We start from the raw sequence: 24,165 nt of genomic DNA, 5'->3' as shown, positions 1-24,165 counted from the left end.
TCTATGACTAGCGATAAGAATGACCTCTGCACAATCGGCTCGCAGCCATATGAACTTACAGTTAGAATCCTGCTTATGATTCCTTCCTTTTACTCAAAAACAGATTAACTTCATCAATACTTGGATAAGAGTTCTGAGTACCGCGTTTTGTGACACTTAATGCTGCAAAGGCGGTGGCCATATTAATCGCTTGAACAACATTGCCATTCTGTTCATAATAGTGGGCAAAACAGCCGATAAACGCGTCTCCAGCTCCCGTAGTGTCAATTGCATCAACCCTATATGAATCCACAATATGTGCCCCATTATCGGTGACCCACATCACACCACGGCTCCCCATCGTTACAATGACGTTTTTAACCCCTTCCTCTACCAGGCTGGCTGCAGCAGCTTCTATTTGTTCAATCGTTGAAACAGGCAGACCTGTTAAAATCTCGAGTTCACTTTCATTCGGAACGAAAAAGTCACATTTACATACATAGCTATAGTCCAATTTTTTTGTAGCTGGTGCTGGGTTCAGGATAACAGGAATCCCAAGCTCGTTCCCAATTTCTATAGCACGATAAACAGTCTCGAGCGAAATTTCCAATTGAAGAACAATCAAAGAACATGTCTTCAGCTTTTCTTTTGCTTTATCCACATCCTCTGGTAAAAGATATTGATTAGCCCCTTTTATAATTAAAATACGATTTTTGGAATCCGGATCAACAAAGATTGGTGCAACCCCGCTGGAGGTTCCCTGAACCTTATTGGTAAACTCTGTATCAATGCCGTACCGCTCCAAATTTTGAATGGTATTATCTGCAAAGATGTCATCTCCTACTTTTGTTACCATCATTACCTTTGAGCCCAGTTTTGCTGCCGCTACAGCCTGATTGGCACCTTTCCCTCCACAACCCATTTCAAAATCCGGAGCCTCCAGGGTTTCTCCCTCTTTTGGCATTCGATCAATATATGAGATAAGATCGACCATATTCGATCCAATAACTGCAATTCCCATTATTTTATCCTCCTTATTTTTTCCTCACAGAGAAGATTCTATATACTAATTTTTCAACTATAATATAATACTAAAGGATTATTTTGGTAGATTAAACTGTAAGAATAACTATTTTTTCTATGTTCACAATAATATTCCCTTATTTCATCTTTCTCTTATACATGCTTTTCTCCTATAATCACAGTCATATTATTTGAAATTTCCTTGAATTAGTCGAATAATAGGAAAGTAAACGTTTACTTGATGATTATTTCTATTCCAAAATAGCATCAAAAACCTTACATCTACGATTTTCAATACGAACAAAGGGGAGAAGTTAACATGATTTATGCAAATCCTAATACGGATGGGGCAGTTGTCCATTTCAAAGAAAAATACGATAACTTTATCGGAGGTAAATGGGTTGCACCGGTTAAAGGTCAGTATTTTGAGAATAAATCTCCAGTAACAGGAGAAGTCTTTACGAAAGCCGCTCGTTCTTCTGCAGAAGATATTGAATTGGCATTAGATGCAGCACATGCAGCTAAAGAAGCTTGGGGGAAAACTTCTACTGCTGAACGTGCTCGTTTATTAAATAAAATTGCTGATCGTTTAGAAGAAAACTTAGAAAAGATTGCTATAGCTGAAACTTGGGATAACGGGAAAGCAGTGCGTGAAACATTGAATGCGGATATTCCTTTGGCAATCGATCACTTCCGATATTTTGCAAGTGCCATTCGTACACAGGAAGGAAGAACTACTCAATTAGACAATGATACAGTAGCTTACCACTTCCAGGAACCACTTGGGGTAGTGGGACAAATCATTCCTTGGAATTTCCCGATTCTAATGGCTGTATGGAAAATTGCTCCGGCCTTGGCAGCGGGCAACTGTATCGTATTAAAACCTGCTGAACAAACTCCTGCCTCCATTATGGTACTCATTGAATTAATTCAAGATTTACTACCAGCAGGTGTCCTTAATGTTGTAAACGGTTTTGGCGTGGAAGTTGGTAAACCACTTGCAACTAACCCACGTATTGCAAAAATCGCCTTTACAGGTTCTACAGCTGTTGGACGTCAAATTATGCAGTATGCCACTGAAAATATCATCCCTGTCACATTGGAGCTTGGTGGTAAATCACCTAATGTATTCTTCGAAGATGTGATGGATCAAGATGATGAATTCTTAAATAAAGCAATCGAAGGTCTTGTTATGTTTGCGCTAAACTCAGGTGAAATTTGTACATGTCCATCTCGTGCTTTAGTCCAGGAATCCATCTATGATAAATTTATGGAACGTGCGTTAGAGCGTGTAAAAGCCATCAAAATTGGGAACCCGCTTGATACAGAAGTCATGATGGGTGCGCAAGCCTCTAATGAACAAAAAGAAAAAATCTTATCCTACATTAAACTTGGTAAAGAAGAAGGCGCTGAATGTTTAATCGGCGGTGAAGAAAATGACCTTGGTGAAGGCCTGCAAAATGGCAACTATATTAAACCAACAGTTTTCAAAGGTCATAACAAAATGCGTATATTCCAGGAAGAGATCTTTGGTCCGGTTCTTAGCGTGACTACTTTTAAAGATTTTAACGAAGCAATGGAAATCGCAAATGATACTCTATACGGATTAGGTGCCGGTGTTTGGTCCCGCAGTGGAGATCTTGCCTACCGTGCAGGTCGCGCTATTCAAGCCGGTCGTGTTTGGACAAACACATATCACCAATACCCAGCAGGTGCAGCGTTCGGTGGTTACAAATTATCCGGTATCGGCCGTGAAAATCATGCTATGATGCTGGATCATTACCAACAAACTAAATGTTTGTTAGTAAGCTATGATAAAAAGGCTCAAGGTTTTTTCTAAAAAGTGAGGTTACCTCTTAAATGGTAGAACGTGTCGTAGCAACCGAAGAAGCACTTCAATTAATAGAATCATTAAAGAAAACACATGGCTCGCTCATGTTTTATCAATCAGGTGGCTGTTGTGATGGATCGGCTCCGATGTGCTATAAGGAAGGCGATTTTAAAACTGGGGATTCAGACATATACTTAGGTTCTATTGGAGATTGCCCGTTTTATATACACAAATTGCAATATGAGTACTGGAAGCATACTCAATTAATCATTAACGCTATTGATGGAAGAGGCGCAAGCTTTTCACTTGATAGTGTAGAAGAGCGTCATTTCATTACGAACTCTCGTATTTTCTCAGAAGAAGAATACGCGGATTTAAAAAATCAAACAGAGGTTTGAATAAGCTGCCCCTAAAAGTTGTCCAATGACTTTTAGGGGCAGTTTTTATATAGAAATGTTTCTTTAGACTTATATTCCTAAAGATTTTTTTAGATTTCTAGTAGTTTTATATTAGATTATGATCAAATAAAGCGACATATAGTCTTTCAATTTTGATTTTTTGGTCAATGTAAAATAAAATTATAGTACATCATGTAAAAGGAGAGGGAATTTTTTGAATAATAAAAACAAACAACTGGGTGTTCCAGGTATTCCTACTACTGGTTTCTTCGGACATCCAAAGGGACTTTTCACACTGTTTTTCACAGAATTTTGGGAACGTTTTTCGTACTATGGCATGCGGGCCATTCTGGTCCTCTACCTATACGCTGAAGTTAGCAAGGGTGGACTAGGATTTGACCAATCCACTGCCATGTCCATAGCTGCCATTTACGGATCTTTAGTCTACCTATCTGGTATTATCGGCGGATGGGTATCAGACCGGCTGCTCGGGACAAGCAGAACCGTATTCTACGGTGGAGTTTTCATTATGTTTGGTCATGTTGTTCTGGCATTGCCACTTGGTGCTGAAGCCTTTTTTGCCAGTATGTTCCTGATCATCATTGGTACCGGACTATTAAAACCAAATATTTCGAGCGTCGTTGGCGACTTATATACAAAAGATGACCTTCGTCGTGATTCAGGATTCAGTATTTTCTATATGGGAATCAATTTAGGTGCCTTTATTGCACCATTTATTGTAGAAGGATTACGCGGACATTATAATAGCTATCATGCAGGATTTTCAGCTGCCGCTGTAGGGATGTTCCTTGGACTAATCGTATTTGTCATTACAAAGAAGAAAAATTTAGGGACGATCGGAACACAGCCACCTAACCCATTAAGCCCGGAAGGCAAAAAGAAGTTTGCTCTTTATTTCGGTGTGGCAATCGCTCTATTAATCGCTCTTTTCTATGCTCTGATTACAATCGGTTGGCTAAACATTGATCGATTTGTCTTACTCGTAACCATTTTGGCGGTCATTATACCTATCGTTTACTTTGTATGGATGTACAAAAGTTCAAAAACAACTATTGACGAGCGTTCTCGATTGCTCGCTTATATTCCTTTATTCCTATCAGCCGTTATCTTCTGGGCTATTTATGAACAAGGCTCTAATCTTTTAAATATCTATGCGTTAGAACGAACTAATTTAACTTTATTAGGCTTTAAAATTGCACCTGGTGTGCTCCAGGCTATGCCTGCTCTTTTCGTTATCATATTTGCACCAATTGCAGCCTGGTTATGGATGAAACTTGGAGATAGACAGCCTTCAACTTCTAAGAAATTTTCTATTGGTTTACTATTGGCGGGTCTATCATTTATTGTCATGCTGGTCCCTGGTTACCTAAGTGGCGGCGAAACACTCGTCAGTCCTTACTGGCTGATATTGAGCTACTTAATCGTTACACTTGGAGAGCTCTGTTTATCTCCTGTTGGTTTATCTGCCACTACCAAACTGGCACCGGCAGCATTCTCTTCTCAAACGATGAGCCTCTGGTTCCTGGCAAGTGCAGTTGCACAGGCTATTAATGCACAACTTGTAAAACTTTATAGTACAGAAACGGAACTCCTTTACTTTGGATCAATCGGTGGATTCGCTATTCTTTGCGCAATCATTATCTACTTGATTTCACCAATTATCCAAAGATATATGAAAGGCGTTAAATAAGTAATAATGAAATGACCTCAGCTACTTTGCTGAGGTCATTTTTTATGTTTTAATCTAAAAGGCAGCGAACAGACAATCACTCAGCGCTGTCTGTTCACCATATAATTCATTAAATGCTTTAAAAATGAACTCTTTGGTGAAATCTGAACAATAGCTTCCATAGCATAGCAGTAATGATCCCACATTACTTTGCGAGCACCCTCCCTGCCGAGGACTGATACAAACGTTGAATTTTTATTTTCTTTATCCTGTCCGACAGGTTTTCCAAGTAAATGGTCATCCCCTTCTATATCAAGTAAGTCATCCTTAATTTGAAAGGCAATCCCGGCATGACGTGCGAATTTTTTTATCGATTCCATTTCGGATTCCTCTGCTTGAGCAAGAATGGCAGGCATAATTAATGAAGCCTCAAAAGCTATTCCTGTTTTGTAAAAGGCGAGAGTGTTCAATTCTTCTAATGTCAACGTTTTTCCCTTAGACTCCAAATCCATTGCCTGCCCTCTGCACATATCCATAGCTACTTGGGATGAATACTGAATCAAGTGAAGGACAGACTCTGAATTAAACTGCCTTAATGATGCTTGCTCCTTCATAGCACATTGGATAAGATAAACAGAGGTTATCTCAGCAATACCTGCGTTATAAACCTCATGCAAAGTTTCACGCCCTCTGCGAATAGGCGCATTATCCTGTGACGGCAGATCATCAAGGATAAGGGATGCGGTATGCATATATTCTAAGGATTTCAGGAGCGGTACAATGGCAACAGGATTTAATCCATATTCCCTTACCCCCATCATCCAAGTTACAATTGGCCTTAACCTTTTTCCATCACCTTCGAGGCTATAATTTGCCGCATCAACAATCGGATCCTTCATCAAAGAATCCGTTTCCTCTTTATTAACAGACAGACTCTGATTAATCTCCTGTCGAACAGTTTTTATTATGTTAACAAAATCACTTTCTTCCTTACGATCCTTTTTCAAATTGGTAAGGATATGGTCACGAAGCAGTTTATCAAAGAAATCTACATCATCCGCTTTCTGAACCATCTTTTGGATGAGATGATTGAATGCTGGCATATCAGCCGTTAACAGATTCATTAGTTCATTATATTTTTTAGTTCCCAATCGTTCTTTATTCCTTTTTAAGCCATTAATCGCTCGATCCAATATTACTTCACAGGCATTTGGATCAGACTCATACACATGGTGAATTAAATTAAAAATGACTGTCCAATATAATTCAAATGGATTGATAAGATCAGAACGCTTATCATAATAGGTTAAATAATAGGTATATGGAGTAACCGCCCCTGCCTCCATATCATCGAACAAATCAGCAAAATCATCGGCCAATTGATTATAGATTCCATAATAAAATGTGCGTTTATTAAATCCCTCATCCTCCGCGGCACTAATAACAGAACGAACAATCAATCGTGAGGAAGAAGATTTTAAGATGATTGGAATGAATAGTTCTTCATTTGTATACTGTTCATTTGTTAATTCTTTAACTCGGTCCACTTCCTGTGAATGAAAAAACACATAGGCCTGTTCAAAAAACACACTTATCGTTTCTGGCCTTTGGCTAGCTTTAATAAACTGAAAAGCTTCTTTAAGTTCTGAGTGAATAAACCGAATGAGCGTTTCATTTTTACCGCACCACTCGTCTATTGCTGGGACTCTCCCACTAATGAGCGTTGTTCTTATGATATCTGAAAACTGTTTTTTCTCCTGAATAGATAATATGCTCGCATCCAGTAAATCATCAATAAACGGATAGGTCAGACCATAGGAATACCCTAATCGGATTGCTTCATCAAGCTTTTGTGCCCGTTCTTCCGGAGAAATATCAGGGCTCATCTCTTCCATAACATGCATCATAACTCCGCCTATGATCTTGATCAATTTACGCTGTGCATTCTCGGCATCCATCCCATTCGGTATAGAGGAAGCAACTTTCTTTAATTTGTCAAACAACCAGATGACTGTAGATTCAATCTGCTCTTTTTGACCCCATCTGTACATACCAGGCATACTAAACAGATCTATTTCGCCAACTTCACCGGTTTTATCTTGAATCAATTGAGAGATCAGCTTATCCACAACTTGTTTGATTTTATTTTGTGTTTCAGGCAAGTCCAAGGCTTTACCCAAATCTCTCAGATAAATATATGAGATACTCCGATGAAGATATGGCTCCAGTTTCCCACTCTTATTCAACCATCGTAAATACTGATGATACTCCTTGTTTGTTGCTTTTCTATTTTTAAGCGATAAAAGGGAACCTAAGGATCGATGACGAATATGGTTCTGCTTCCATGTTTGAATATCTTTCGTTAGTACGTCAATATAGTTCTTTGATTTGACCTGTGCATGCAGGGATTCGAAATACTGTCTGGCCCTTTGCTCATCCCTGGCGTAACATTCATCAGCATTTATTATTTCCTTTTCATTCATACGCAAAATCTACCTCTTATTTTCTTTTGGTTATTTGTCGTCCTGCCAACTCTATACTTCAAACGTAACATCTTTATAAGCTGAATGCTAAAATAAACAAATTATATTTTCTAACAAATTCATACTCAAACGGACATTCCCCAAGTTAATAGGTATAAAGCATGTATATATTCATCCCAAGAGACAGCCACATCATTAAATAGGAAAATCCTCCTTCAAATAAGCTGAATGAGGATTTCCTATCTTACTTTTACAAATAACATTTAATAGATTTTTCAATCCAATACATAAATACCGTATTTGGGCATCTTTTTTCAAACAACTTCATACTTAAATACATATCGATTCCATCTGAAACATCGTGCCATAAATCTGTAAATACAAAATCAAATTGACCCTTTACCATCGATCCTTGTGCATATTCAAAAGCATCCGCTTTAATGATCTTAATCTTTTGGCGGTTTTTAAACTGTGGAAAAATATAGGTTCGAAACAGGTCAATAACCTCTTCATTCTTTTCCACTACAGTGATACTTTCCACATTCTCTTTTTCAGAAACCATATAGGGATAATAACCAAGACCCAATCCAAAAGTAAGCACGTTCCCAAATGCCTGATTAACTGCTTCTTTCATTGTTTCAATTTCGTTCGGTGTAACCGTCATCCATATTCTTCCGTTTTCTAAAATCGCCGGATAGGTAAATTCCGTCTCAAAAAAACCGATTTGTGGTATTTGTCTTCCCTCTTTTGTTTGGACAATATCATTACATACAAACCCCTTAAATGGTTTATAAATTTCATATTTCAATTCGCTATTACCTATTTTAATCGTGGGAATCTTGATGTTCTTATAATAAGGATTATCATAATATTCATTTTCATTAAGTTTAAAAAACATTTTGCTAAAATAGTTGTTAAACAAGTTTTTATCTTCTACCTTATCAACAATATCCAGTCCAAAAGCTGCAGCTAATATGACCGCAAACGCATGTTCATAAGATACGCCATATTGAACAATCTCATTAATCTCTTCTTTATCAATATAGTCAGGCGCATTATTTAAATAATTGCTCAGCAAAGCAAAAACTTTATTATTATCTTCTTCTATTCCGTCTTTCAGCTTCATGTCTTCACCTATATTCGTCGAGTTATAAGTAAAATAATAGCTAAAAAAAGGGATGAGGGCAATGAAGAGGGAATTCCCACTCTACAATATTACCGAAAAATAAGCTTTTGATAATACAGGGAATTTAGATGTATGTACGAATAAAAAAGCTTCTGATTCAGTACAAATCAGAAGCTTATCTATTGGTTTAATTTGTTGCTTTTCCGCACTTCAATAAGTAGTAGGTACAGTGACTATTTAAGCACTTTTCACCTTAGGTTGTTTACTTTCTCCAATTTTCTCAATATCCTCTAAACTGCGACCGCGAGTTTCAGGAACGCATGTCCGGATAAATAGTACTCCCAGTAAACAAATACCACCGAAGATGGCAAAAACAGCTTCTTGAGGCATCGAAGCAGTCATGATTGGAAATAGCAATCCAACCAGGAAAGAACCGATCCAATTAAATGATGAAGCTAAACCTGATGCACGCCCGCGAATAGCCATCGGGAAGATCTCACCAACTATAACCCAAGTTAAAGGAGCCCAAGTGAATGAATAAAGTGCTACATAGATGCTTAAAAAAACAACCATCATCATCGGATCAGCATTAGGAATAACTATATTCAGGATTGCCGGTAAAATAAAGGAGAGTCCCATTATTGTTCCGCCCACAGTTAATAAAGTACGTCGCTTAAATTTATCAGCAATCAACAGGAAGACCAATGAACCTATTACGAGAATAATCCCCTGAATGATTGGCCACATCAACGCGGAACTGGCTGCATGCCCTGTTGCATTTTGTACAATTAACGGAATGTAATAGAAGATGGCATTTGCACCCTGAAATTGTTGAAAAGCAGCCACACCGACACCTGCAAACACCAAATACCGGTACTTACCACTTAAGAGAGTTCCCCAAGACGTTTTTAGATATGCTTTGTTTTCCTCTCTTGAAACTTCTTGAATTTGTTTTATTTCAGCATCAATTTCTTTTTTACTTGAGCGAATATAGCCCAATACCTTACGAGCTTCATCAAGTTTATTATTCTTGATTAAAAATCTTGGTGATTCAGGTAGCTTTAACATTCCAAAAAATAAGATGATAGCAGGTACTGCAGCCAAACCAAGCATCATCCGCCAAGCCATAGTTTCTGGTAGATCTTTCAAAAAATAATCAACAATGTAGGAAAGTAACATTCCAGAAACAATCATTGTTTGATTTATTCCTGACAGACGACCGCGCAATCGTGCAGGCGCCATTTCCGACATATAGGCTGGAACTAACGCAGAAGCAGCACCAACAGCCAATCCTAAAAACATCCGAGAAACAATCAAAAATAGTATTCCATCATGAGGGGCTATTCCTGACAATATGGAACCCACAACAAAAATGACAGCAGATATTAAAATCATTTTGCGTCGTCCTAAACGGTCAGACAGCTGACCAGCCACGACACCTCCAAAAATAGCTCCAAACATTACGGATGAGGTAATCCATCCAATGGCTGTAGCTTTTCCTTCTAGACTCCAATCACTTTCTAAAAAAGGCAATGCCCCTGTCATAACACCAATATCATAACCAAAAAGTATGCCGGCAAAAGCCCCAAAAAAGTAAATAAAGCGACTTGAGATTTTCTTCTCATTAACCATTTATGTTCCCTCCACTAGGTGCAAAAATATATTGCTAGAAATCTCACCATTAAAACTATTACTGGCCTCAACATATATAAAAACGTTTTCATAGGAAGCAAAATTGCTATAATAACAGTAAATTTTTAATTTGATATTTACGTTCTCAGCTTGTCTTACATGGTATGAGGCGTATCCTATTAAATTTTAGAGATCACCCTACTTAACTTACTGAAGGTATTATCTTGACAAGGATTTGGCCATATTTATATCAAAATTCGTAATCCATAAACACATCGTTTCAATTTCTAATTTTAAACGCTTTCATATATAGAAACAAAGAACACGCTTACAAATAAAAGTATCTTATTCTTACTTCTGGATTACTATATTACCCTCCAAGGAAGCATAAGCCCCCTCGGTGGATAAAGCCAGCCATTACCTAATAACTACATAGTCCAAATCTACAAGCTTTGCATAAGTGATAATTTGATCTGTTGTCAGATTCAATGAAACAACAGTATGGTGGCCGCCGCCATTCTCAATCCAAGCTTTAACCCCATCCTGGAAGTTCGGCTTCACTTCCCATAGTACACGGGCAACTGGAAGGTTGGGTGCTTCAATAGTTGGCTCAAATGCAGATACTTCGTTAATTAAAAGCTTGTAATGTGTACCAAAGTCAGCCATTGAAACAACAACACCGTCTCCTGCCTTACCGTCGAAAACTAAACGGGCTGGATCCTCACGATCACCAATACCTAATGGAGATACGACAATTTTTGGCTTGTTACAAGCTAATGTAGGGTCTACTTCAAGCATATGTGATTGAAGAGCAGCTTCTTGCCCAACCGCTAGTTCATAAGTGTAATCTTCCATAAATCCAGTCGATTGGTTATGGCTCATCACTTTAAGTAAGCGATCGAGCGCCGCAGTCTTCCAATCCCCTTCACCAGCAAAGCCATATCCTTGTGCCATCAAACGCTGGACAGCAAGGCCAGGAAGCTGTTTCATACCATATAAGTCTTCAAAGTTAGTTGTGAAGGCATTGTAACCACCAGCATCAAGGAAACGCTTAATGGCAATTTCATAGCTTGCTTGCACCTTCACACTCTTTTCCCAATCTTCTTTGCTGTAAGTGCCATAATCAAATTCATATAGTTCCGCATACTCAGCAAGTAAATCGTCTACTTCTTCGTCCTTAACGTCATTCACATATTGAACAAGATCCCCTATACCAAAGTAGTCAACGGTCCATCCAAATTGAATTTGAGCCTCAACCTTATCCCCTTCGGTAACTCCAACATTACGCATGTTATCACCGAAGCGAGCAACTTTAATATTGAAACTTTCGTTATAAGCAACCGCTACGTCCATCCACTCTGCCATTTGTTTTTGAACTTCAGCACGTTTCCAGTAACCTACTACAACTTTATTTTGCTTTTTCAAACGCGCATTGATAAATCCATATTCACGATCACCATGAGCGGATTGATTCAGATTCATGAAATCCATATCAATGGTTTCCCATGGAATACTTTCGTTAAATTGCGTTGCTAAATGAAGCAATGGCTTTTGTAATAATTTTGTTCCGCGAATCCACATTTTTGCAGGTGAGAAGGTATGCATCCAGGTAATTACCCCTGCAACCTCATCACGATAGTTCACTTCTTTCATAATGCTTGTAATTTTATCTGCACTTACAGCTAAATCCTGCAATACAAGCGGGTAAGGTAATATACCGCTTTCATTTAAGGCATCCGTCATCGTTTGTGCGTGTGCTTTGACTTCCGCGAGTGCCTCTTCCCCATATAGATGCTGTGAACCTACGACAAACCAAAATTCTTTTGCTTTTAGCATAATAATCCTCTTTTCATAGTTTGATAGTTTGTATTATTTTTGCCCATAGTAGGCATTTTTCCCATGTTTACGTAGATAGTGCTTATCTAAAATACGTTGTGGCAATTCTTCAGCAAAATGATTCAATTCACGTGTAAACAAATTCATCTTGGCAACCTCTTCTAATACCACACTGTTCATAACTGCTGATTTTGCATCTTTGCCCCAAGTAAATGGTCCATGCCCATGAAGTAAAACACCGGGAACTGCCAATATATCTAATCCACGTTTATCAAATGTTTCGATAATTACCTTTCCAGTTTCCACTTCGTACCCACGATCAACTTCCTCTTGAGTTAAAAACCTTGCACATGGAATGGAACCATAGAATGTATCGGCATGAGTAGTTCCCATCGCCGGAACATCTAAACCTGCTTGAGCCCATATGGTCGCCCAGGTTGAGTGAGTGTGCACAATACCGCCAATTTCTGAATAATGCTTGTAAAGTACTGCATGAGTCGCTGTATCTGATGAAGGATTCAATTCCCCTTCAACCACCTGACCATCCAAATCAACAACCACCATATCACTTGGCTTCATCGTCTTATAATCAACACCACTCGGTTTGATAACAAATAAGCCACTATCACGGTCAATTGCACTTACGTTTCCCCATGTATATTTGACGAGTCCATGCTCGGGCAATTCTAAATTTGCTTCAAATACTTCCTCTTTTAACTTTTCTAACACTTAAAACCCTCCAAACGTAGACTCATAAAATCAAATGATCGACAGCTGCCTGCTCAATTACGAGACCTTTTTTATATCGCTCTATAAATTTCTCAAAACCTTTAACATCAAATTGATCTGGATATATTTCTTGACTATCAACCTCGTAAAAGACTTTTTGGTCAAGGAATTCTTCCAGGCATTCTTTATCATTTTTGTTCATCATGTAAGAAGCCAGAATAGCCATTCCCCACGCACCACCCTCTCCGGCTGTTGCCATAACGGATACTGGTGCATCAATGGCAGCTGCGACGATTTTTTGACCTACAACAGGTGTTTTGAATAATCCGCCGTGAGCCAAAATCCCATCAATTTCAACATTTTCTTTTTTAGTCATAATGTCCATTCCAATTTTTAAAGCGCCAAATGCAGTAAAAAGATGAGCTCGCATAAAGTTTGCTAAATTAAACTGACTATCAGGTGGACGGACGAATAGCGGTCGCCCCTCTTCCAATCCTGTAATATTCTCACCGGACAAATAGCCATAGCTTAGCAATCCGCCAGCATCCGGATCAGCCTCGAGAGCTTTATTGAGCATCACTTCATATAATTGATCCGTTTCAATCTCATGACCCATTGCTTCAGAAAATTCACGGAATAATTTCAGCCAGGCATTTAAATCACTGGAACAGTTATTAGCATGAACCATCGCCACTGGACTACCATCAGGTGTTGTTACTAAATCAATTTCCGGATACACTTTTGAGAGTTCTTTTTCCAGTACAATCATGGCAAAGACTGATGTTCCTACTGAAATATTACCGGTACGCTTTCTCACACTATTTGTAGCAACCATTCCTGTACCGGCATCACCTTCCGGCGGACAAAGCGGAATACCTGGTTGTAAATTCTGTGATTGATCAAGAATTTTGGCACCAACTACAGTCAATTCACCAGCTTGTTCTCCTGAAAGATAAACTTTAGGAAGAATCTCCTTCAGGCTCAAATGGCAACCTTTAGTGGAAATTAGTTCATCAAATTGCTTCACATTCGATTCATTGTAATTCTTTGTTGATTCATCGATTGGAAACATACCTGAAGCATCTCCAATGCCGATTGCTTTATTACCAGTCAGTAACCAATGGATATAACCTGCCAAAGTCGTAACATAATCAATACGCGGCAAATGTTTCTCTTCATTTAAAATAGCTTGATAAAGATGAGCAACGCTCCATCTTTCTGGGATATTGAATTTAAATGTATCAGTCAATTCTTTAGCTGCCGCACTCGTTGTTGAGTTACGCCATGTACGAAACGGAACAAGCAATTCGCCGGTGTGATCAAAGGCCATATATCCATGCATCATGGCCGAAATTCCAATAGAACCAATCGTGCGAATCGTAATCCCATAATTTCTTTCAACTTCTTGCTTCATCTCACGATATGACGCTTGTAGTCCAGTAATTATATCTACTAGGCTGTATGTCCAAAATCCATCTTCCAAGCGGTTTTCCCACTCATAGCTTCCAGATGCAATCGTTTCAAAATGATGATCAATTAACACTGCTTTGATACGTGTAGAACCAAACTCAATCCCAAGAGAAGTCTCTCCCTTAGTAATCGCCTCTTTTATGTTTGCTTTGTTCTTTTTCATATAAACCCCCATCTGATAGCGGTTCCAATATTCAGAATGATTGCGCTTTCTATTTGTTAACTCGATTATATTAATTTGTACGTACAAATGTCAACTAATATATAATTAGTACACACAAATATAATCTTACTGATTCTACTATTATTTAAACAACGACCCACAAAACCATTTATTGGGTATACTATTAAAGAAATAAATAAAGATGTTACTTTTAAAAGGGAATTAGATTACTTATTTTATTTCTTACTAATTCAAAGTAAAATATGTACATACAACTATTTCGAATCAATTAGTGCAAGAGCACCTATGAAGGAAGTGAGCAATAAATGAAACCAAAATATCAGGTCATCATTGATGATATAAAAAGCAAGATTCTTTCGGGAGATTACAGAGTTGGTGACCAAATCCCTACTGAAGCTTCCCTCCAAGGAAAATACGAAGTGAGCCGCCAAACAGTTCGTAAAGCTATTTTAGAATTATCTAACGAGGGGTTTTTAAGAAGTGAAAAAGGGTCTGGCACTTATGTCAGTAATCAATACCAAGCAAAATCAGGCGGTCAATCCAATACTAAAACAATCGGAGTTATTACAACCTACATTTCTGATTATATTTTCCCCTCTATTATTCGAGGAATTGAAGGTAGATTAAATGAAGAGAATTATTCGTTACTCTTAGCCAGTACAAATAATGATGTCGAACAGGAAAAAAAAGCGTTGGAAATGATGATGTCATTTGGCGTGGATGGTTTAATTGTTGAGCCTACAAAAAGCAATCTATATAATCCTAATATTTCTTACTACCTTTCGTTCAAAGAACAAGAGGTTCCATTCATTATGATTAATGCTTATTATGAGGAATTAAGTGTTGCTTTCCTATGTCTTGATGATGTACAGTCCAGTTATCTTGCCACAAAAGAATTAATTTCGAAGGGACATACACAAATTGGTCTCATATCAAAATCTGATGATCTACAAGGAAAGTATCGAATGAAGGGATATATAAAAGCGCTTGGAGAAGAAAAATTAGCATTTCGTCCAGAGCATGTACTTACATTCAATACAGAAACAAAACCTCAGTTATCTACTAACCTGAGGAAATTTCTAAATGAAAATAGTAATATGTTAACAGCTATTGTGTGTTATAACGACGAGGTTGGTTTAGAAGTAGTAAATGTATGCAAACAGCTTGAAATTCCTATTCCGGAGAAATTATCGATTATTGGCCAGGACAACTCCTATATTGCAAAAAACGCCAATATTTCCCTAACAACATTAACACACCCACAAGAACAAATGGGACGCGATGCAGCTGATTGGGTCATTAAGAAATTGCAAGGTAAAAAGGATTTACCTAACGAGACCTATTATCAACCAGTATTAGTTGAAGGAGAAACAGTAAAAGATTTAGAGGTACATTAGGCAATAGTTAAGAATATATTTTAATCCATATGGCGTTACTAAATTACTTAATGAAAAATCAAAAGCCCTGTTTATGCTCGTTATGATACTGAGCATGAACCGGGCTTTACTCTATCTCTCCTATATATGATATATAACTTGCGCACCAACCAAATTTAACTACCAGTTAGCTACTTCCACCTCTGCTTTTAACCATTTTTCCCAAACAGGATCCTTTATTTTGAGTAAACTTAACGAAATACCTTTCATATCTAAGGAAGTTAAATGGTTTCCAACCTTCACAAATCTAATATCCAAGCCTTCCAGCTCACATAAACGTTGAATGTCATTGGTAAAGATATACTGTTCCATCAGGGGGGTAGCTCCTAACCCATTCACCAAAATGGCAAATTGATCTCCTTTTTTCCAACGATAAAGACTTTTAAGTTTATTCATAAGCTCTATGGCTAAAATTTCAGAGGAATGAAATTCTTCTTTCCGGTATCCTACTTCACCATGAATCCCGATACCGTAAAATACTTCATTACCCTTTAGTATAAATGAACTTCTATCTGTCTCAGGATGGGTTACCGGTGAAAGCGCAACTCCCAATGTATGTAAATGACTGATGACAGACTGGCCAATTTCCTTTAATTCGTTTAGAGAATATCCCTCACGTGCAGCAGCTCCAAGTATTTTATGGACAAACACAGTACCAGCCACACCACGTTTCCGTTTATTGAAGGAATTGTCGTCTTCAATGGAGACGTCATCACTTACAATGACATGATCAACAGTCCAGCCTTCTTTTTGGGCGATTGATTCAGCCAATAAGAAACTCTCTAAATCCGCTTTAAAGTTTTTGATGATGAGCAAAATACGCTTATTTTTATCAATCATCCGAATGGCGGCTACTATTTGCTCAGTTGTTGGCGGAGTGAAAATTTCTCCATTAACCGAAATGGAGAGCATTCCATTCCCTACATATCCATAATGAGCCGGTTCGTGTCCGCTGCCGCCTCCGCTTATGATGACAACCTCCTCACTTATATTTTTTAAATCCTTCCGATAGACAATATCATGCTTGGGCTCATAAGAAACCCTTTCTTTATGTTCAAAACAAAATCCAGCCAACATGTCTCTTACAACATGCTGAACATCATTAATTATTTTTTTCATTCTTATTCCCTCTCGCTGCTCACTCCTGCAGAAATGGCAGTAATTGATCAGTTATCATATATTTCATCAAAGATGAAATCGTGGAAGACTCGAGAGTGCAATCTTTCTCAATCCACTCTTTAATTATCCCTACAAACCCATAGCTATAAAAAGAGGCCATTAATTCTTTCCTTTCATTAGAAATCATTAATCCGCTTCCGTCAAAACGTTTAGCAATAATCTCAAGATACAAATTCTTTGTGTGTTCATATAAGTATTCATTAAATGAATTTTGCTCTTCTACTTTAAATGCATTTTGATAGAATCGTCGATTATGACTGAAGTATTCCAATAACAAATTAAAAATGTTCTCCCACTTTTCATATCCAATAAAATCTGTAATATTTTCCTTCGTTTCTTCTTTATAAATCCAGCCAAGCAATTCATATTTATCTTGAAAATGATAGTAAAATGTTTGCCTTCGCATCTTACAGTTTACCATAATGTCACTAACCGAAATTTTATGAAAAGGTTCAGTTACCATTAAATCTTTTAATGATTTTGCAATTATTTTTTTGGTGATAATCGATGAGGTCATGGGTTACCTTCCCTATTAAAATTGTAATTCAATTATACAAAAATGAAATAATTACGGCTATTTTGACAAATGCGTTTTTTTGTCCGTTTACTTTAAAACGCTTACATTATACTGTTAATAGTATGAATAAATTTTAGCAAGTCTACCAATTTTTAATAGAAACAGGAGGTAATACAAATGAAAAAGATTATAAATAAACCTGAGAACCTCGTAATGGAGATGGCTAATGGATTAATCATGGCACATCCGGAACTCGAGTTTCTGAAGAAATATAAAATTATTAAGAAACGAGTAATAGATGAGAACAAAGTGAGCCTAATTAGCGGGGGAGGCAGTGGGCATGAACCTGCACATGCGGGCTTTGTAGGAAAAGGTATGCTTGATGCTGCAGTATGCGGGGATGTGTTTGCTTCGCCATCACAAATACAAGTGTATCAGGGAATCAAAGCAGCTGCAGGTCAAAAAGGGGTCCTGATGATTATTAAAAATTACAGCGGTGACATCATGAACTTTAAAAATGGTGCCGCTTTGGCAATCGAGGATGGTATCCAGGTTGAATATGTTCGAGTAGCTGACGATATAGCCGTTGAAGACAGTCTGTATTCTGTAGGACGCCGCGGTGTTGCAGGAACTGTACTTGTTCATAAAATTGCTGGAGCAGCTGCCGAAGAAGGCAGAGACCTTATGCAGGTAAAAGCAATTGCAGAAAAAGCCGCAGAAAATGTAAAAAGTATCGGGGCAGCTCTTACATCCTGTACCGTTCCTGCTAAAGGAACTCCGACATTCAAATTAGAAGAAGATGAGATTGAATATGGTGTCGGCATTCATGGAGAACCAGGAATCAGAAGAGAAAAATTGATTTCTGCAGATGAGTTGGCTAATCAAATGATAGATGATCTCCTAAAGGATTTTGGAATAGATGGAGATGAAGCATCTGATATTGCTATTCTTGTAAATGGCTTCGGAGGTACTCCCCTTCAAGAACTCTATTTATTTAACAATTCGGTTATGAGAGAAATGAGTAACAGAAATATTCATGTTTATCGAACCTTTGTCGGCAATTATATGACAAGTATTGATATGGCTGGAGTATCCTTGACAATCATGAAGCTTGATGATGAGCTAAAATCATTATTATCAAGCGAATGTTCTGCTGCGGCATTTAAAGTAGATGGACCTGTTGAGAGTGTTCAGTATACCCTCCCTATTGATGAGCACGAAGAAGTGACAGTTTCATTCATTACAGAGACAAGTGAAGAACACGCTGTCATCCAAGAGGATGTACTTTCCTTAGATAATATCATCTATCTCATTGATAAAATGAGCGAAGTCATTATCCGAAATGAGATACCATTCTGCGAGCTTGACTCCCATGCCGGCGATGGTGATTTTGGTATGAGCGTTGCTAAAGGATTCAAGCAATTGAAGCTAGAATGGAGTTCCATCTTAAATCAAGAACCATTAACTATTGGATCTTTTCTTGATGCATGCTCGATAGTCATTATGGAATATTGCGGTGGAGCGTCCGGTCCAATATGGGGCTCTGCATTCCGTGCAGCCGGCAAAGCCGCAGGCGATAAAAAGGAATTAACTATCGAGGAGTTTGCAAACCTATTACAGGCAGCTGTTAAAGGAATACAGGTAACTGGTGAACGTTCATTTGGTAGAGGTGCAGTCGTAGGTGACAAAACTCTGATTGATGCTTTAGTTCCATGTGCTGACTCTTGGTCTGAATGTGCAAAAGCTGGAATAGACTTTAAAACTGCCTTTGAAAATGGGGCAGCTGCTGCTGTTAAAGGAGCTAAATATACTGAAACAATCGTTGCCCGCATGGGGCGTGCTGGTACGGTTGGTGAAAGAAGCCTGGGTTATCCTGATGCTGGAGCTTATGGACTTGGAGTTATTTTCACAGAGCTCTCCAGTAGTCTAAGATAAACAGTATTGATTGCCAACCATTCAATTCCTATAACCTAACCACTCTAAGGAGCTGCAGACTTTGCAGCTCTTTATTTATCATTTATATCCCAGAGTCTCGGTCCAGGACCAGCAACATCAAAATCGATTATCCCTACCGGTCGTTTACGATTAAAGATAATGTTATATATAGCGAAATCATTATGACAAAGCAACTCGAATGGTTGCGGAGTATTATCTATCGACTTCCAATCTTCTTCAATTAAAAATTCACTCACTGAATCGTGGTAGAGAGGTAGCATCTGAGCTATTTCTTTTAAAACTTCATCAGACCACATATATCCCTTTAAAGGATAATTACCAGCTTCACCTTCTATAAATGACAAAATCTCTCTACTTTTTCATCAATCTCTTATTCTCTACACTTTTCAGCCAGTGTCTAAGTCCTTTACCAGCATAGGGTTCATCACTAAATCGAGGAATAACATGTAGATGAGAGTGCATGATATGTTGACCTCCAATTGAATCACAGTTCCACCCAATGTTATATCCATCAGGTCTATATATATCATCCAGGAGCGCTTTAACTTCTTGCAGTAATGAATAGGTAGCGGACCATTCTTCCTCTGTCATGTCAAATAATGTTTCACGGTGTTTTATTGGAACAATTAATCCTGAGCCGACTAATACTTCCTGTGGCATTTGCAGAAACATACAATGTTCATTTTTTACTACCACTTCTTGTTGTTCTATTATATCGGGATGACAAAATGGGCATGCTTTCACTTCAATCCCCTCCTTAAATCTATTTTCATTTTTACATTTTCTTACTTTTCATAGCGACACCTTTCTAAAAAAATAAAACAAACAAAAACGCAAAGGCATTACAACCTTTACGTTCTTCTATTTAGATGTATAAAAAAAGACCTCATATTCGCAAAGTTCACGAAATAAGGATAGATTAAGCAAATGTATTTTTCGAGGTCTGCAGTATCATTTTCATTTCAAAGATAAAAGATGTAACATACAATACCTAGATATATTCGTCTGGATTTAACAATATTCTTTATGTAACTTGATTAATTCTTGGACGACTCCAGGTCGCTGTGTCGGAATACGGGGACATACGTGATAGTATTCTTCTTTTCTCAGATGCTTCTTTCCAAAGGTTGGAACAGTTGCTTCATGAAGCAAGGTTTTCCATGCTTGTTTGATTGCCCTATAATTCTCCCATCTCCGCTCATTGGCGATTCCCCAACCAAGGATAATCCAGGGATGCCGCCTTATCTCTTGAACAGATACCAAAGAATCCTTTGGATCATATTCCTGTTCTTCAACTAGTTTTTCCAATAGATCAATAGCCCTTCCTTGAGTAGGATCTTGGATTATAAATAGGTTATAGATATATAATCTGCCTGAGACCGACTGCCTATCTTCATATATTCCTTCTACTACCCGAACTAACTGTTTCATGGTTTCATCAAGTCTGTGTATCTTTCCTTGCGCTTTTCCCTTTATATGCAGTTCTGTTACCAACTCCCGCCCTAATTCTGCAGATCCAGGATTACACAAAAGACAAGCTCCTAGTGATTGCTCTGAGTTACCCCACTGAATGTATGTCGATGTGCGGTAAATATAATTTCCTTTCTTTTGATAGTGTGCATAGGCTGTAGGTATGTTCATAAACACTTCCTCCTTTTGCACTTATATTGTTTATTGGTCTGAATTCTGTATGTCTGGTATTGCAGGAAGATACAAGAGTACTAAATTGGATAATAATGAGGCAGCATGGTCTATCCCTAATGTTTGGAATACTTGTTGATAATGAGCAATAAACTCCTCTTTAGAGGTGGAGATGTGGTCGCTGTCGTTGATAAATTGTAAAAGTACCAGCCATGTTGGAATCTGAAGTTCTTGATTTAGGATTTGTAAATAAGCTAATCGATTCGCCAACTGGTAATAGTCATACAGCCAAGGATTTATAGATGTAGTGGAACCGAACTTCTTTTGTGTGACAGTGAGGGTTTCAGTTATTTTAGAGATACTTTGTAAGGAAGTAGCTTTTATCTTGGAGTGAGTTTCACGACGATGGGCCTTGGCTTCCACCAATACCAATCCTTTTTGGCCGGTACCTTCTACTGTCCCTATTCCATCCCAGACAGGTCCATTTTTCGGCCAATTTGATCTTAAAAAGAGGATCGATGATTGCAAAGTGTCTTTATTGCCATAATAGAACTTTAAAAAATCATCCTGATATTCGGTGTAACCTTCATGTGCAAGAGGCGATTTCCAGTCAATCCTTTGTTTTTCTGCAAAAGCTACTAGAGAAGGAGAGTGTGAGAAGATATCTTGATCTAATACTCTACTATATTTATTAACATACATCTGGAGATGGTATTGGCTTCCTTTCGTTTTATTTGTCATAATGTTCACCTGAAGAAATCCAATTGTATTTTTGCAATCGATTCATTTTTGCTTTTAAAGAAATTCCCCGGACTAAATCTAGCTCACTGTCTGACTTACGAATCATGAACACATCTATTTTCATATCACTTTTCACCCCTTACCTTATTTCCTAAATAATACCATAATGTCTCTCTATTTTGATTTAGTATTTTCTTATTTAACAGTTTTTCAGGAAAATCGTTCGGGGAAATATGGAAGCAATCCTATTTGCTGAAAGATAGAGAAAATGCGTAGGACGAATTGTTTTATTCTGAATACAATATAGGAGTATAAACTGTAAGAATCACCTTCCCAAAATAGCCTGTAAGGAGGCAAATTTATGTTAAATATATTAGTTTTAGACTATGATTTTACACACTCCTATTATAAAAATTCTTTTTATTTATGGGATGAATTAAAAAAACTAACCAATTGTGTTCTTTTAACTCCGACACAATATGATCCTCACATAAAGTTAGATGAGATAGTGGACATGTGTCCCTTCAGGCCAGATTTCATTATAATAAACGAATTCGTAAATTTTCATCATGACTGGAGCCTGGAAGATGTGGATAAAGTAACTATTCCTATCGGTTATATGCCACACGATATAGATGCATTTGTAGATATTAGAAGAGAATACTTACAGCAAAACAATATGAGCTTGATATTCCCATTATATAAAGAAAGCTATCTAAGACTTTATCCTGAATTTGCGGATAAAATGCGATGGCTCCCACACCATGTAAACACAAATATATTTAAAGATTATAATATGATTAAAGATATAGATGCATTATTAATTGGTCGTGTTAAACAGTCTTACTATTCTTTGCGTAAAAAATACTACAACAAATGAATGGTCACCCTGGCTTCGTCTACATGGTTCATCCATCTGACCAAGATTCCTCCCAAGGTTCATGGATAGAAGGTGAAGAATATGCCCGATTAATTAATCAATCAAATATATTTTTTAGTTGTTGCTCCACCCTCAACTATCCACTTTTAAAATATTTCGAAACATTGGGTTGTCGAACTTTACTTTTGGCAGACACATGCTCAGATTTAACGGCATTAGGTTTTAAACCGGGTGAACACTTTGTAGAGATTAACGAACACAATATTTATGAGAAGTTTATGTACTACTTAAACAATGAAACAGAGCGTAATCAAATAGCAGCAAACGGTTATCAATTTATAAGAAGCCATCACTCTACTGAGATAAGAGCCCAACAACTTGTCTCTTACATTCATGCATTTTTGGGGAAATGATTAGTTAATGTATAGGAACCTTTCAATTATGATATCCTATTGGGATAACACCTTTACTGGTTTAAATCAGGGAGAAATTTTGATGATCCAATGAAGGTTTATTCTTGAATGTCTGCATTCGGACATCTCTTTTTCAACTCGTTGATAAACTCCTTTTTATCCTTTGGTGATATCTTTACACTACCAAGGGTTGCTGACTTGTAAAATAATTCAAATCCCTGATTAGATGATAAAATTCGGTAGCCAGTGAATATATCGTTGGTTGGAGAAATTTTTGTTATGGTTTGATAAGGGATTTTACTTCTGAATGGACCGCCTTTCACTAATAGATAATCTTCATAGAAAACATATTTAATAAAAAAAGAGACCCATACTATCAAACCCACCGAAATAATAAAGATAGCAAACATTATGATTACGGTAGATATTGTTGCTTCTTTATCAAAGAACGGCGGTAGTAGTGTGACAGCACCTATTGTTATAGCTGCTATTATAATAAATATTACGAAAAAAGCATCTACTTTTGAACGGAAAATCATTAAGTAAACACATCCTTCTTATAGTATATTTATACAGTTTAATAACTTTCTTTAAATAGATTCTATTTTTAATTTCCATTTCCTTCTTCCGCTAATCTGCTCCTTTACTTTCATAAGTAGTTCATGAGAAAAGGATATTCATTCTTCATGGATCAATGACCCTGTTATTTAAAGAGCCGGGTACACGAAAAAGGGAAATATATAGGAAAAAGTTAATCAGGTGATTTATCAATGCATATAGCCTAAATAAACATAGGATTAAAAAATGAAAGTAATTGTAGACAAAGATGGTGTAATAAAAACAGCTCACCCTATATTTGGTAATTCTGGAGGAAAGGTGAAATAACATTAGAGGGATGGAATGCAAAATGAAACTATTATTTGAAGTTGAAGAGTATGAAGATATGAAAGGTCTCCCTTTTGACTTGATGACTTATTTTGATAGTAGATTATACGTATATATTTTAGATAACGGAAAAAAA

General features: G+C 37.4%; 21 protein-coding genes and 1 pseudogene. 7 read left to right on the top strand and 15 right to left on the bottom strand.

The features are described 5' to 3' along the window. Positions 1-73: 73 nt before the first annotated feature. Complete coding sequence (gene rbsK / locus AC4G3L_RS15305) at positions 74-1,000, bottom strand: ribokinase (RefSeq protein ID WP_491077859.1); 927 nt, start codon at positions 998-1,000, stop codon at positions 74-76. Positions 1,001-1,321: 321 nt separating this feature from the next. On the opposite strand from rbsK, the gene exaC reads away from it, so the two are divergent. From exaC to AC4G3L_RS15290, 3 genes are all read left to right on the top strand, one after another. Next, positions 1,322-2,842: an acetaldehyde dehydrogenase ExaC gene (gene exaC, locus AC4G3L_RS15300; RefSeq protein WP_491077858.1), complete on the top strand. Its 1,521-nt coding sequence runs from the start codon at positions 1,322-1,324 to the stop codon at positions 2,840-2,842. 20 nt (positions 2,843-2,862) lie between these two features. Continuing rightward, on the top strand, positions 2,863-3,231 hold the full coding sequence (locus tag AC4G3L_RS15295; RefSeq protein ID WP_491077857.1) for a DUF779 domain-containing protein: 369 nt from the start codon (positions 2,863-2,865) through the stop codon (positions 3,229-3,231). A gap of 214 nt (positions 3,232-3,445) precedes the next feature. Next, entirely contained in the window at positions 3,446-4,942 is a 1,497-nt protein-coding gene (locus tag AC4G3L_RS15290) for a peptide MFS transporter (RefSeq protein ID WP_491077856.1), read from the top strand. A gap of 80 nt (positions 4,943-5,022) precedes the next feature. Here AC4G3L_RS15290 and AC4G3L_RS15285 read toward each other — a convergent pair whose 3' ends face one another. The 6 genes from AC4G3L_RS15285 to AC4G3L_RS15260 all read right to left on the bottom strand — a co-directional run bounded on the left by AC4G3L_RS15285 (position 5,023) and on the right by AC4G3L_RS15260 (position 14,360). Next, positions 5,023-7,404: a polyprenyl synthetase family protein gene (locus AC4G3L_RS15285; RefSeq protein WP_491077972.1), complete on the bottom strand. Its 2,382-nt coding sequence runs from the start codon at positions 7,402-7,404 to the stop codon at positions 5,023-5,025. 250 nt (positions 7,405-7,654) lie between these two features. Further along, positions 7,655-8,530: a spermine/spermidine synthase domain-containing protein gene (locus AC4G3L_RS15280; RefSeq protein ID WP_491077855.1), complete on the bottom strand. Its 876-nt coding sequence runs from the start codon at positions 8,528-8,530 to the stop codon at positions 7,655-7,657. Positions 8,531-8,767: 237 nt separating this feature from the next. Further along, positions 8,768-10,162 carry a sugar porter family MFS transporter gene (locus AC4G3L_RS15275; protein ID WP_491077854.1) on the bottom strand — a complete coding sequence of 465 codons (1,395 nt, stop codon included), beginning with the start codon at positions 10,160-10,162 and terminating at the stop codon, positions 8,768-8,770. A 417-nt stretch (positions 10,163-10,579) separates the two neighbouring features. Then, complete coding sequence (gene araA, locus AC4G3L_RS15270; RefSeq protein ID WP_491077853.1) at positions 10,580-11,998, bottom strand: L-arabinose isomerase; 1,419 nt, start codon at positions 11,996-11,998, stop codon at positions 10,580-10,582. A 33-nt stretch (positions 11,999-12,031) separates the two neighbouring features. Beyond that, a complete protein-coding gene (locus AC4G3L_RS15265; RefSeq protein WP_491077852.1) occupies positions 12,032-12,727 on the bottom strand; it encodes an L-ribulose-5-phosphate 4-epimerase in 696 nt (231 codons plus the stop codon). Positions 12,728-12,749: 22 nt separating this feature from the next. Continuing rightward, entirely contained in the window at positions 12,750-14,360 is a 1,611-nt protein-coding gene (locus tag AC4G3L_RS15260; protein WP_491077851.1) for a xylulokinase, read from the bottom strand. A 326-nt stretch (positions 14,361-14,686) separates the two neighbouring features. On the opposite strand from AC4G3L_RS15260, the gene AC4G3L_RS15255 reads away from it, so the two are divergent. Then, positions 14,687-15,778: a GntR family transcriptional regulator gene (locus AC4G3L_RS15255; protein WP_491077850.1), complete on the top strand. Its 1,092-nt coding sequence runs from the start codon at positions 14,687-14,689 to the stop codon at positions 15,776-15,778. A gap of 159 nt (positions 15,779-15,937) precedes the next feature. Here the strand turns inward: AC4G3L_RS15255 and dhaQ are convergent, their stop codons facing one another. Continuing rightward, positions 15,938-16,936 (bottom strand): DhaKLM operon coactivator DhaQ, encoded by a 999-nt coding sequence (gene dhaQ / locus AC4G3L_RS15250; protein ID WP_491077849.1) that lies wholly within the window; start codon positions 16,934-16,936, stop codon positions 15,938-15,940. 19 nt (positions 16,937-16,955) lie between these two features. Further along, positions 16,956-17,513, bottom strand: coding sequence for a dihydroxyacetone kinase transcriptional activator DhaS (dhaS, locus tag AC4G3L_RS15245; protein ID WP_491077848.1), 558 nt, complete (start codon positions 17,511-17,513; stop codon positions 16,956-16,958). A 177-nt stretch (positions 17,514-17,690) separates the two neighbouring features. Here dhaS and dhaK point away from each other — a divergent pair, with 177 nt between their 5' ends. After that, the gene (gene dhaK / locus AC4G3L_RS15240) at positions 17,691-19,448 is read left to right on the top strand and encodes a dihydroxyacetone kinase subunit DhaK (protein ID WP_491077847.1); all 1,758 of its coding nucleotides are present in this window, start codon (positions 17,691-17,693) and stop codon (positions 19,446-19,448) included. Positions 19,449-19,531: 83 nt separating this feature from the next. Here the strand turns inward: dhaK and AC4G3L_RS15235 are convergent. The 5 genes and pseudogenes from AC4G3L_RS15235 to AC4G3L_RS15215 all read right to left on the bottom strand — a co-directional run. Beyond that, positions 19,532-19,828: pseudogene (locus tag AC4G3L_RS15235) on the bottom strand (phosphotransferase); the annotation flags it as partial. Further along, complete coding sequence (locus AC4G3L_RS15230; protein WP_491077846.1) at positions 19,821-20,213, bottom strand: HIT family protein; 393 nt, start codon at positions 20,211-20,213, stop codon at positions 19,821-19,823. The pseudogene AC4G3L_RS15235 and the gene AC4G3L_RS15230, both read right to left, overlap by 8 nt. Before the next feature lie 267 nt (positions 20,214-20,480). Then, positions 20,481-21,110, bottom strand: a complete 630-nt coding sequence (locus AC4G3L_RS15225) for a hypothetical protein (RefSeq protein ID WP_491077845.1) — start codon at positions 21,108-21,110, stop codon at positions 20,481-20,483. 30 nt (positions 21,111-21,140) lie between these two features. Then, positions 21,141-21,851: a hypothetical protein gene (locus AC4G3L_RS15220; protein WP_491077844.1), complete on the bottom strand. Its 711-nt coding sequence runs from the start codon at positions 21,849-21,851 to the stop codon at positions 21,141-21,143. Beyond that, a complete protein-coding gene (locus AC4G3L_RS15215) occupies positions 21,841-21,975 on the bottom strand; it encodes a hypothetical protein (RefSeq protein WP_491077843.1) in 135 nt (44 codons plus the stop codon). The genes AC4G3L_RS15220 and AC4G3L_RS15215 overlap by 11 nt, the downstream gene beginning before the upstream one ends. A 237-nt stretch (positions 21,976-22,212) precedes the next feature. Between AC4G3L_RS15215 and AC4G3L_RS15210 the strand changes: the two genes are divergently transcribed. Together AC4G3L_RS15210 and AC4G3L_RS15205 are read left to right on the top strand one after the other, a co-directional pair. Next, positions 22,213-22,731 (top strand): hypothetical protein, encoded by a 519-nt coding sequence (locus tag AC4G3L_RS15210; RefSeq protein ID WP_491077842.1) that lies wholly within the window; start codon positions 22,213-22,215, stop codon positions 22,729-22,731. 23 nt (positions 22,732-22,754) lie between these two features. Continuing rightward, entirely contained in the window at positions 22,755-23,144 is a 390-nt protein-coding gene (locus AC4G3L_RS15205; protein WP_491077841.1) for a glycosyltransferase, read from the top strand. Between the two features lie 98 nt (positions 23,145-23,242). Here the strand turns inward: AC4G3L_RS15205 and AC4G3L_RS15200 are convergent, their stop codons facing one another. Continuing rightward, positions 23,243-23,683, bottom strand: coding sequence for a PH domain-containing protein (locus AC4G3L_RS15200; protein ID WP_491077840.1), 441 nt, complete (start codon positions 23,681-23,683; stop codon positions 23,243-23,245). Positions 23,684-24,165: the final 482 nt, after the last annotated feature.

The sequence above is a fragment of the Bacillus sp. z33 genome (assembly GCF_058313615.1).
This window is presented reverse-complemented; position numbering and strand designations above follow the sequence as displayed.

Excerpts from the sequence above, each read along its gene's own strand:
- rbsK (WP_491077859.1), bottom strand. The coding sequence starts at position 1,000 with ATGGGAATTGCAGTTATTGGATCGAATATGGTCGATCTTATCTCATAT.
- exaC (WP_491077858.1), top strand. The coding sequence starts at position 1,322 with ATGATTTATGCAAATCCTAATACGGATGGGGCAGTTGTCCATTTCAAA.
- AC4G3L_RS15295 (WP_491077857.1), top strand. The coding sequence starts at position 2,863 with ATGGTAGAACGTGTCGTAGCAACCGAAGAAGCACTTCAATTAATAGAA.
- AC4G3L_RS15285 (WP_491077972.1), bottom strand. The coding sequence starts at position 7,404 with ATGAATGAAAAGGAAATAATAAATGCTGATGAATGTTACGCCAGGGAT.
- AC4G3L_RS15280 (WP_491077855.1), bottom strand. The coding sequence starts at position 8,530 with ATGAAGCTGAAAGACGGAATAGAAGAAGATAATAATAAAGTTTTTGCT.
- AC4G3L_RS15275 (WP_491077854.1), bottom strand. The coding sequence starts at position 10,162 with ATGGTTAATGAGAAGAAAATCTCAAGTCGCTTTATTTACTTTTTTGGG.
- araA (WP_491077853.1), bottom strand. The coding sequence starts at position 11,998 with ATGCTAAAAGCAAAAGAATTTTGGTTTGTCGTAGGTTCACAGCATCTA.
- AC4G3L_RS15260 (WP_491077851.1), bottom strand. The coding sequence starts at position 14,360 with ATGAAAAAGAACAAAGCAAACATAAAAGAGGCGATTACTAAGGGAGAG.
- AC4G3L_RS15255 (WP_491077850.1), top strand. The coding sequence starts at position 14,687 with ATGAAACCAAAATATCAGGTCATCATTGATGATATAAAAAGCAAGATT.
- dhaQ (WP_491077849.1), bottom strand. The coding sequence starts at position 16,936 with ATGAAAAAAATAATTAATGATGTTCAGCATGTTGTAAGAGACATGTTG.
- dhaS (WP_491077848.1), bottom strand. The coding sequence starts at position 17,513 with ATGACCTCATCGATTATCACCAAAAAAATAATTGCAAAATCATTAAAA.
- dhaK (WP_491077847.1), top strand. The coding sequence starts at position 17,691 with ATGAAAAAGATTATAAATAAACCTGAGAACCTCGTAATGGAGATGGCT.
- AC4G3L_RS15225 (WP_491077845.1), bottom strand. The coding sequence starts at position 21,110 with ATGAACATACCTACAGCCTATGCACACTATCAAAAGAAAGGAAATTAT.
- AC4G3L_RS15220 (WP_491077844.1), bottom strand. The coding sequence starts at position 21,851 with ATGACAAATAAAACGAAAGGAAGCCAATACCATCTCCAGATGTATGTT.
- AC4G3L_RS15215 (WP_491077843.1), bottom strand. The coding sequence starts at position 21,975 with ATGAAAATAGATGTGTTCATGATTCGTAAGTCAGACAGTGAGCTAGAT.
- AC4G3L_RS15210 (WP_491077842.1), top strand. The coding sequence starts at position 22,213 with ATGTTAAATATATTAGTTTTAGACTATGATTTTACACACTCCTATTAT.
- AC4G3L_RS15205 (WP_491077841.1), top strand. The coding sequence starts at position 22,755 with ATGGTTCATCCATCTGACCAAGATTCCTCCCAAGGTTCATGGATAGAA.
- AC4G3L_RS15200 (WP_491077840.1), bottom strand. The coding sequence starts at position 23,683 with ATGATTTTCCGTTCAAAAGTAGATGCTTTTTTCGTAATATTTATTATA.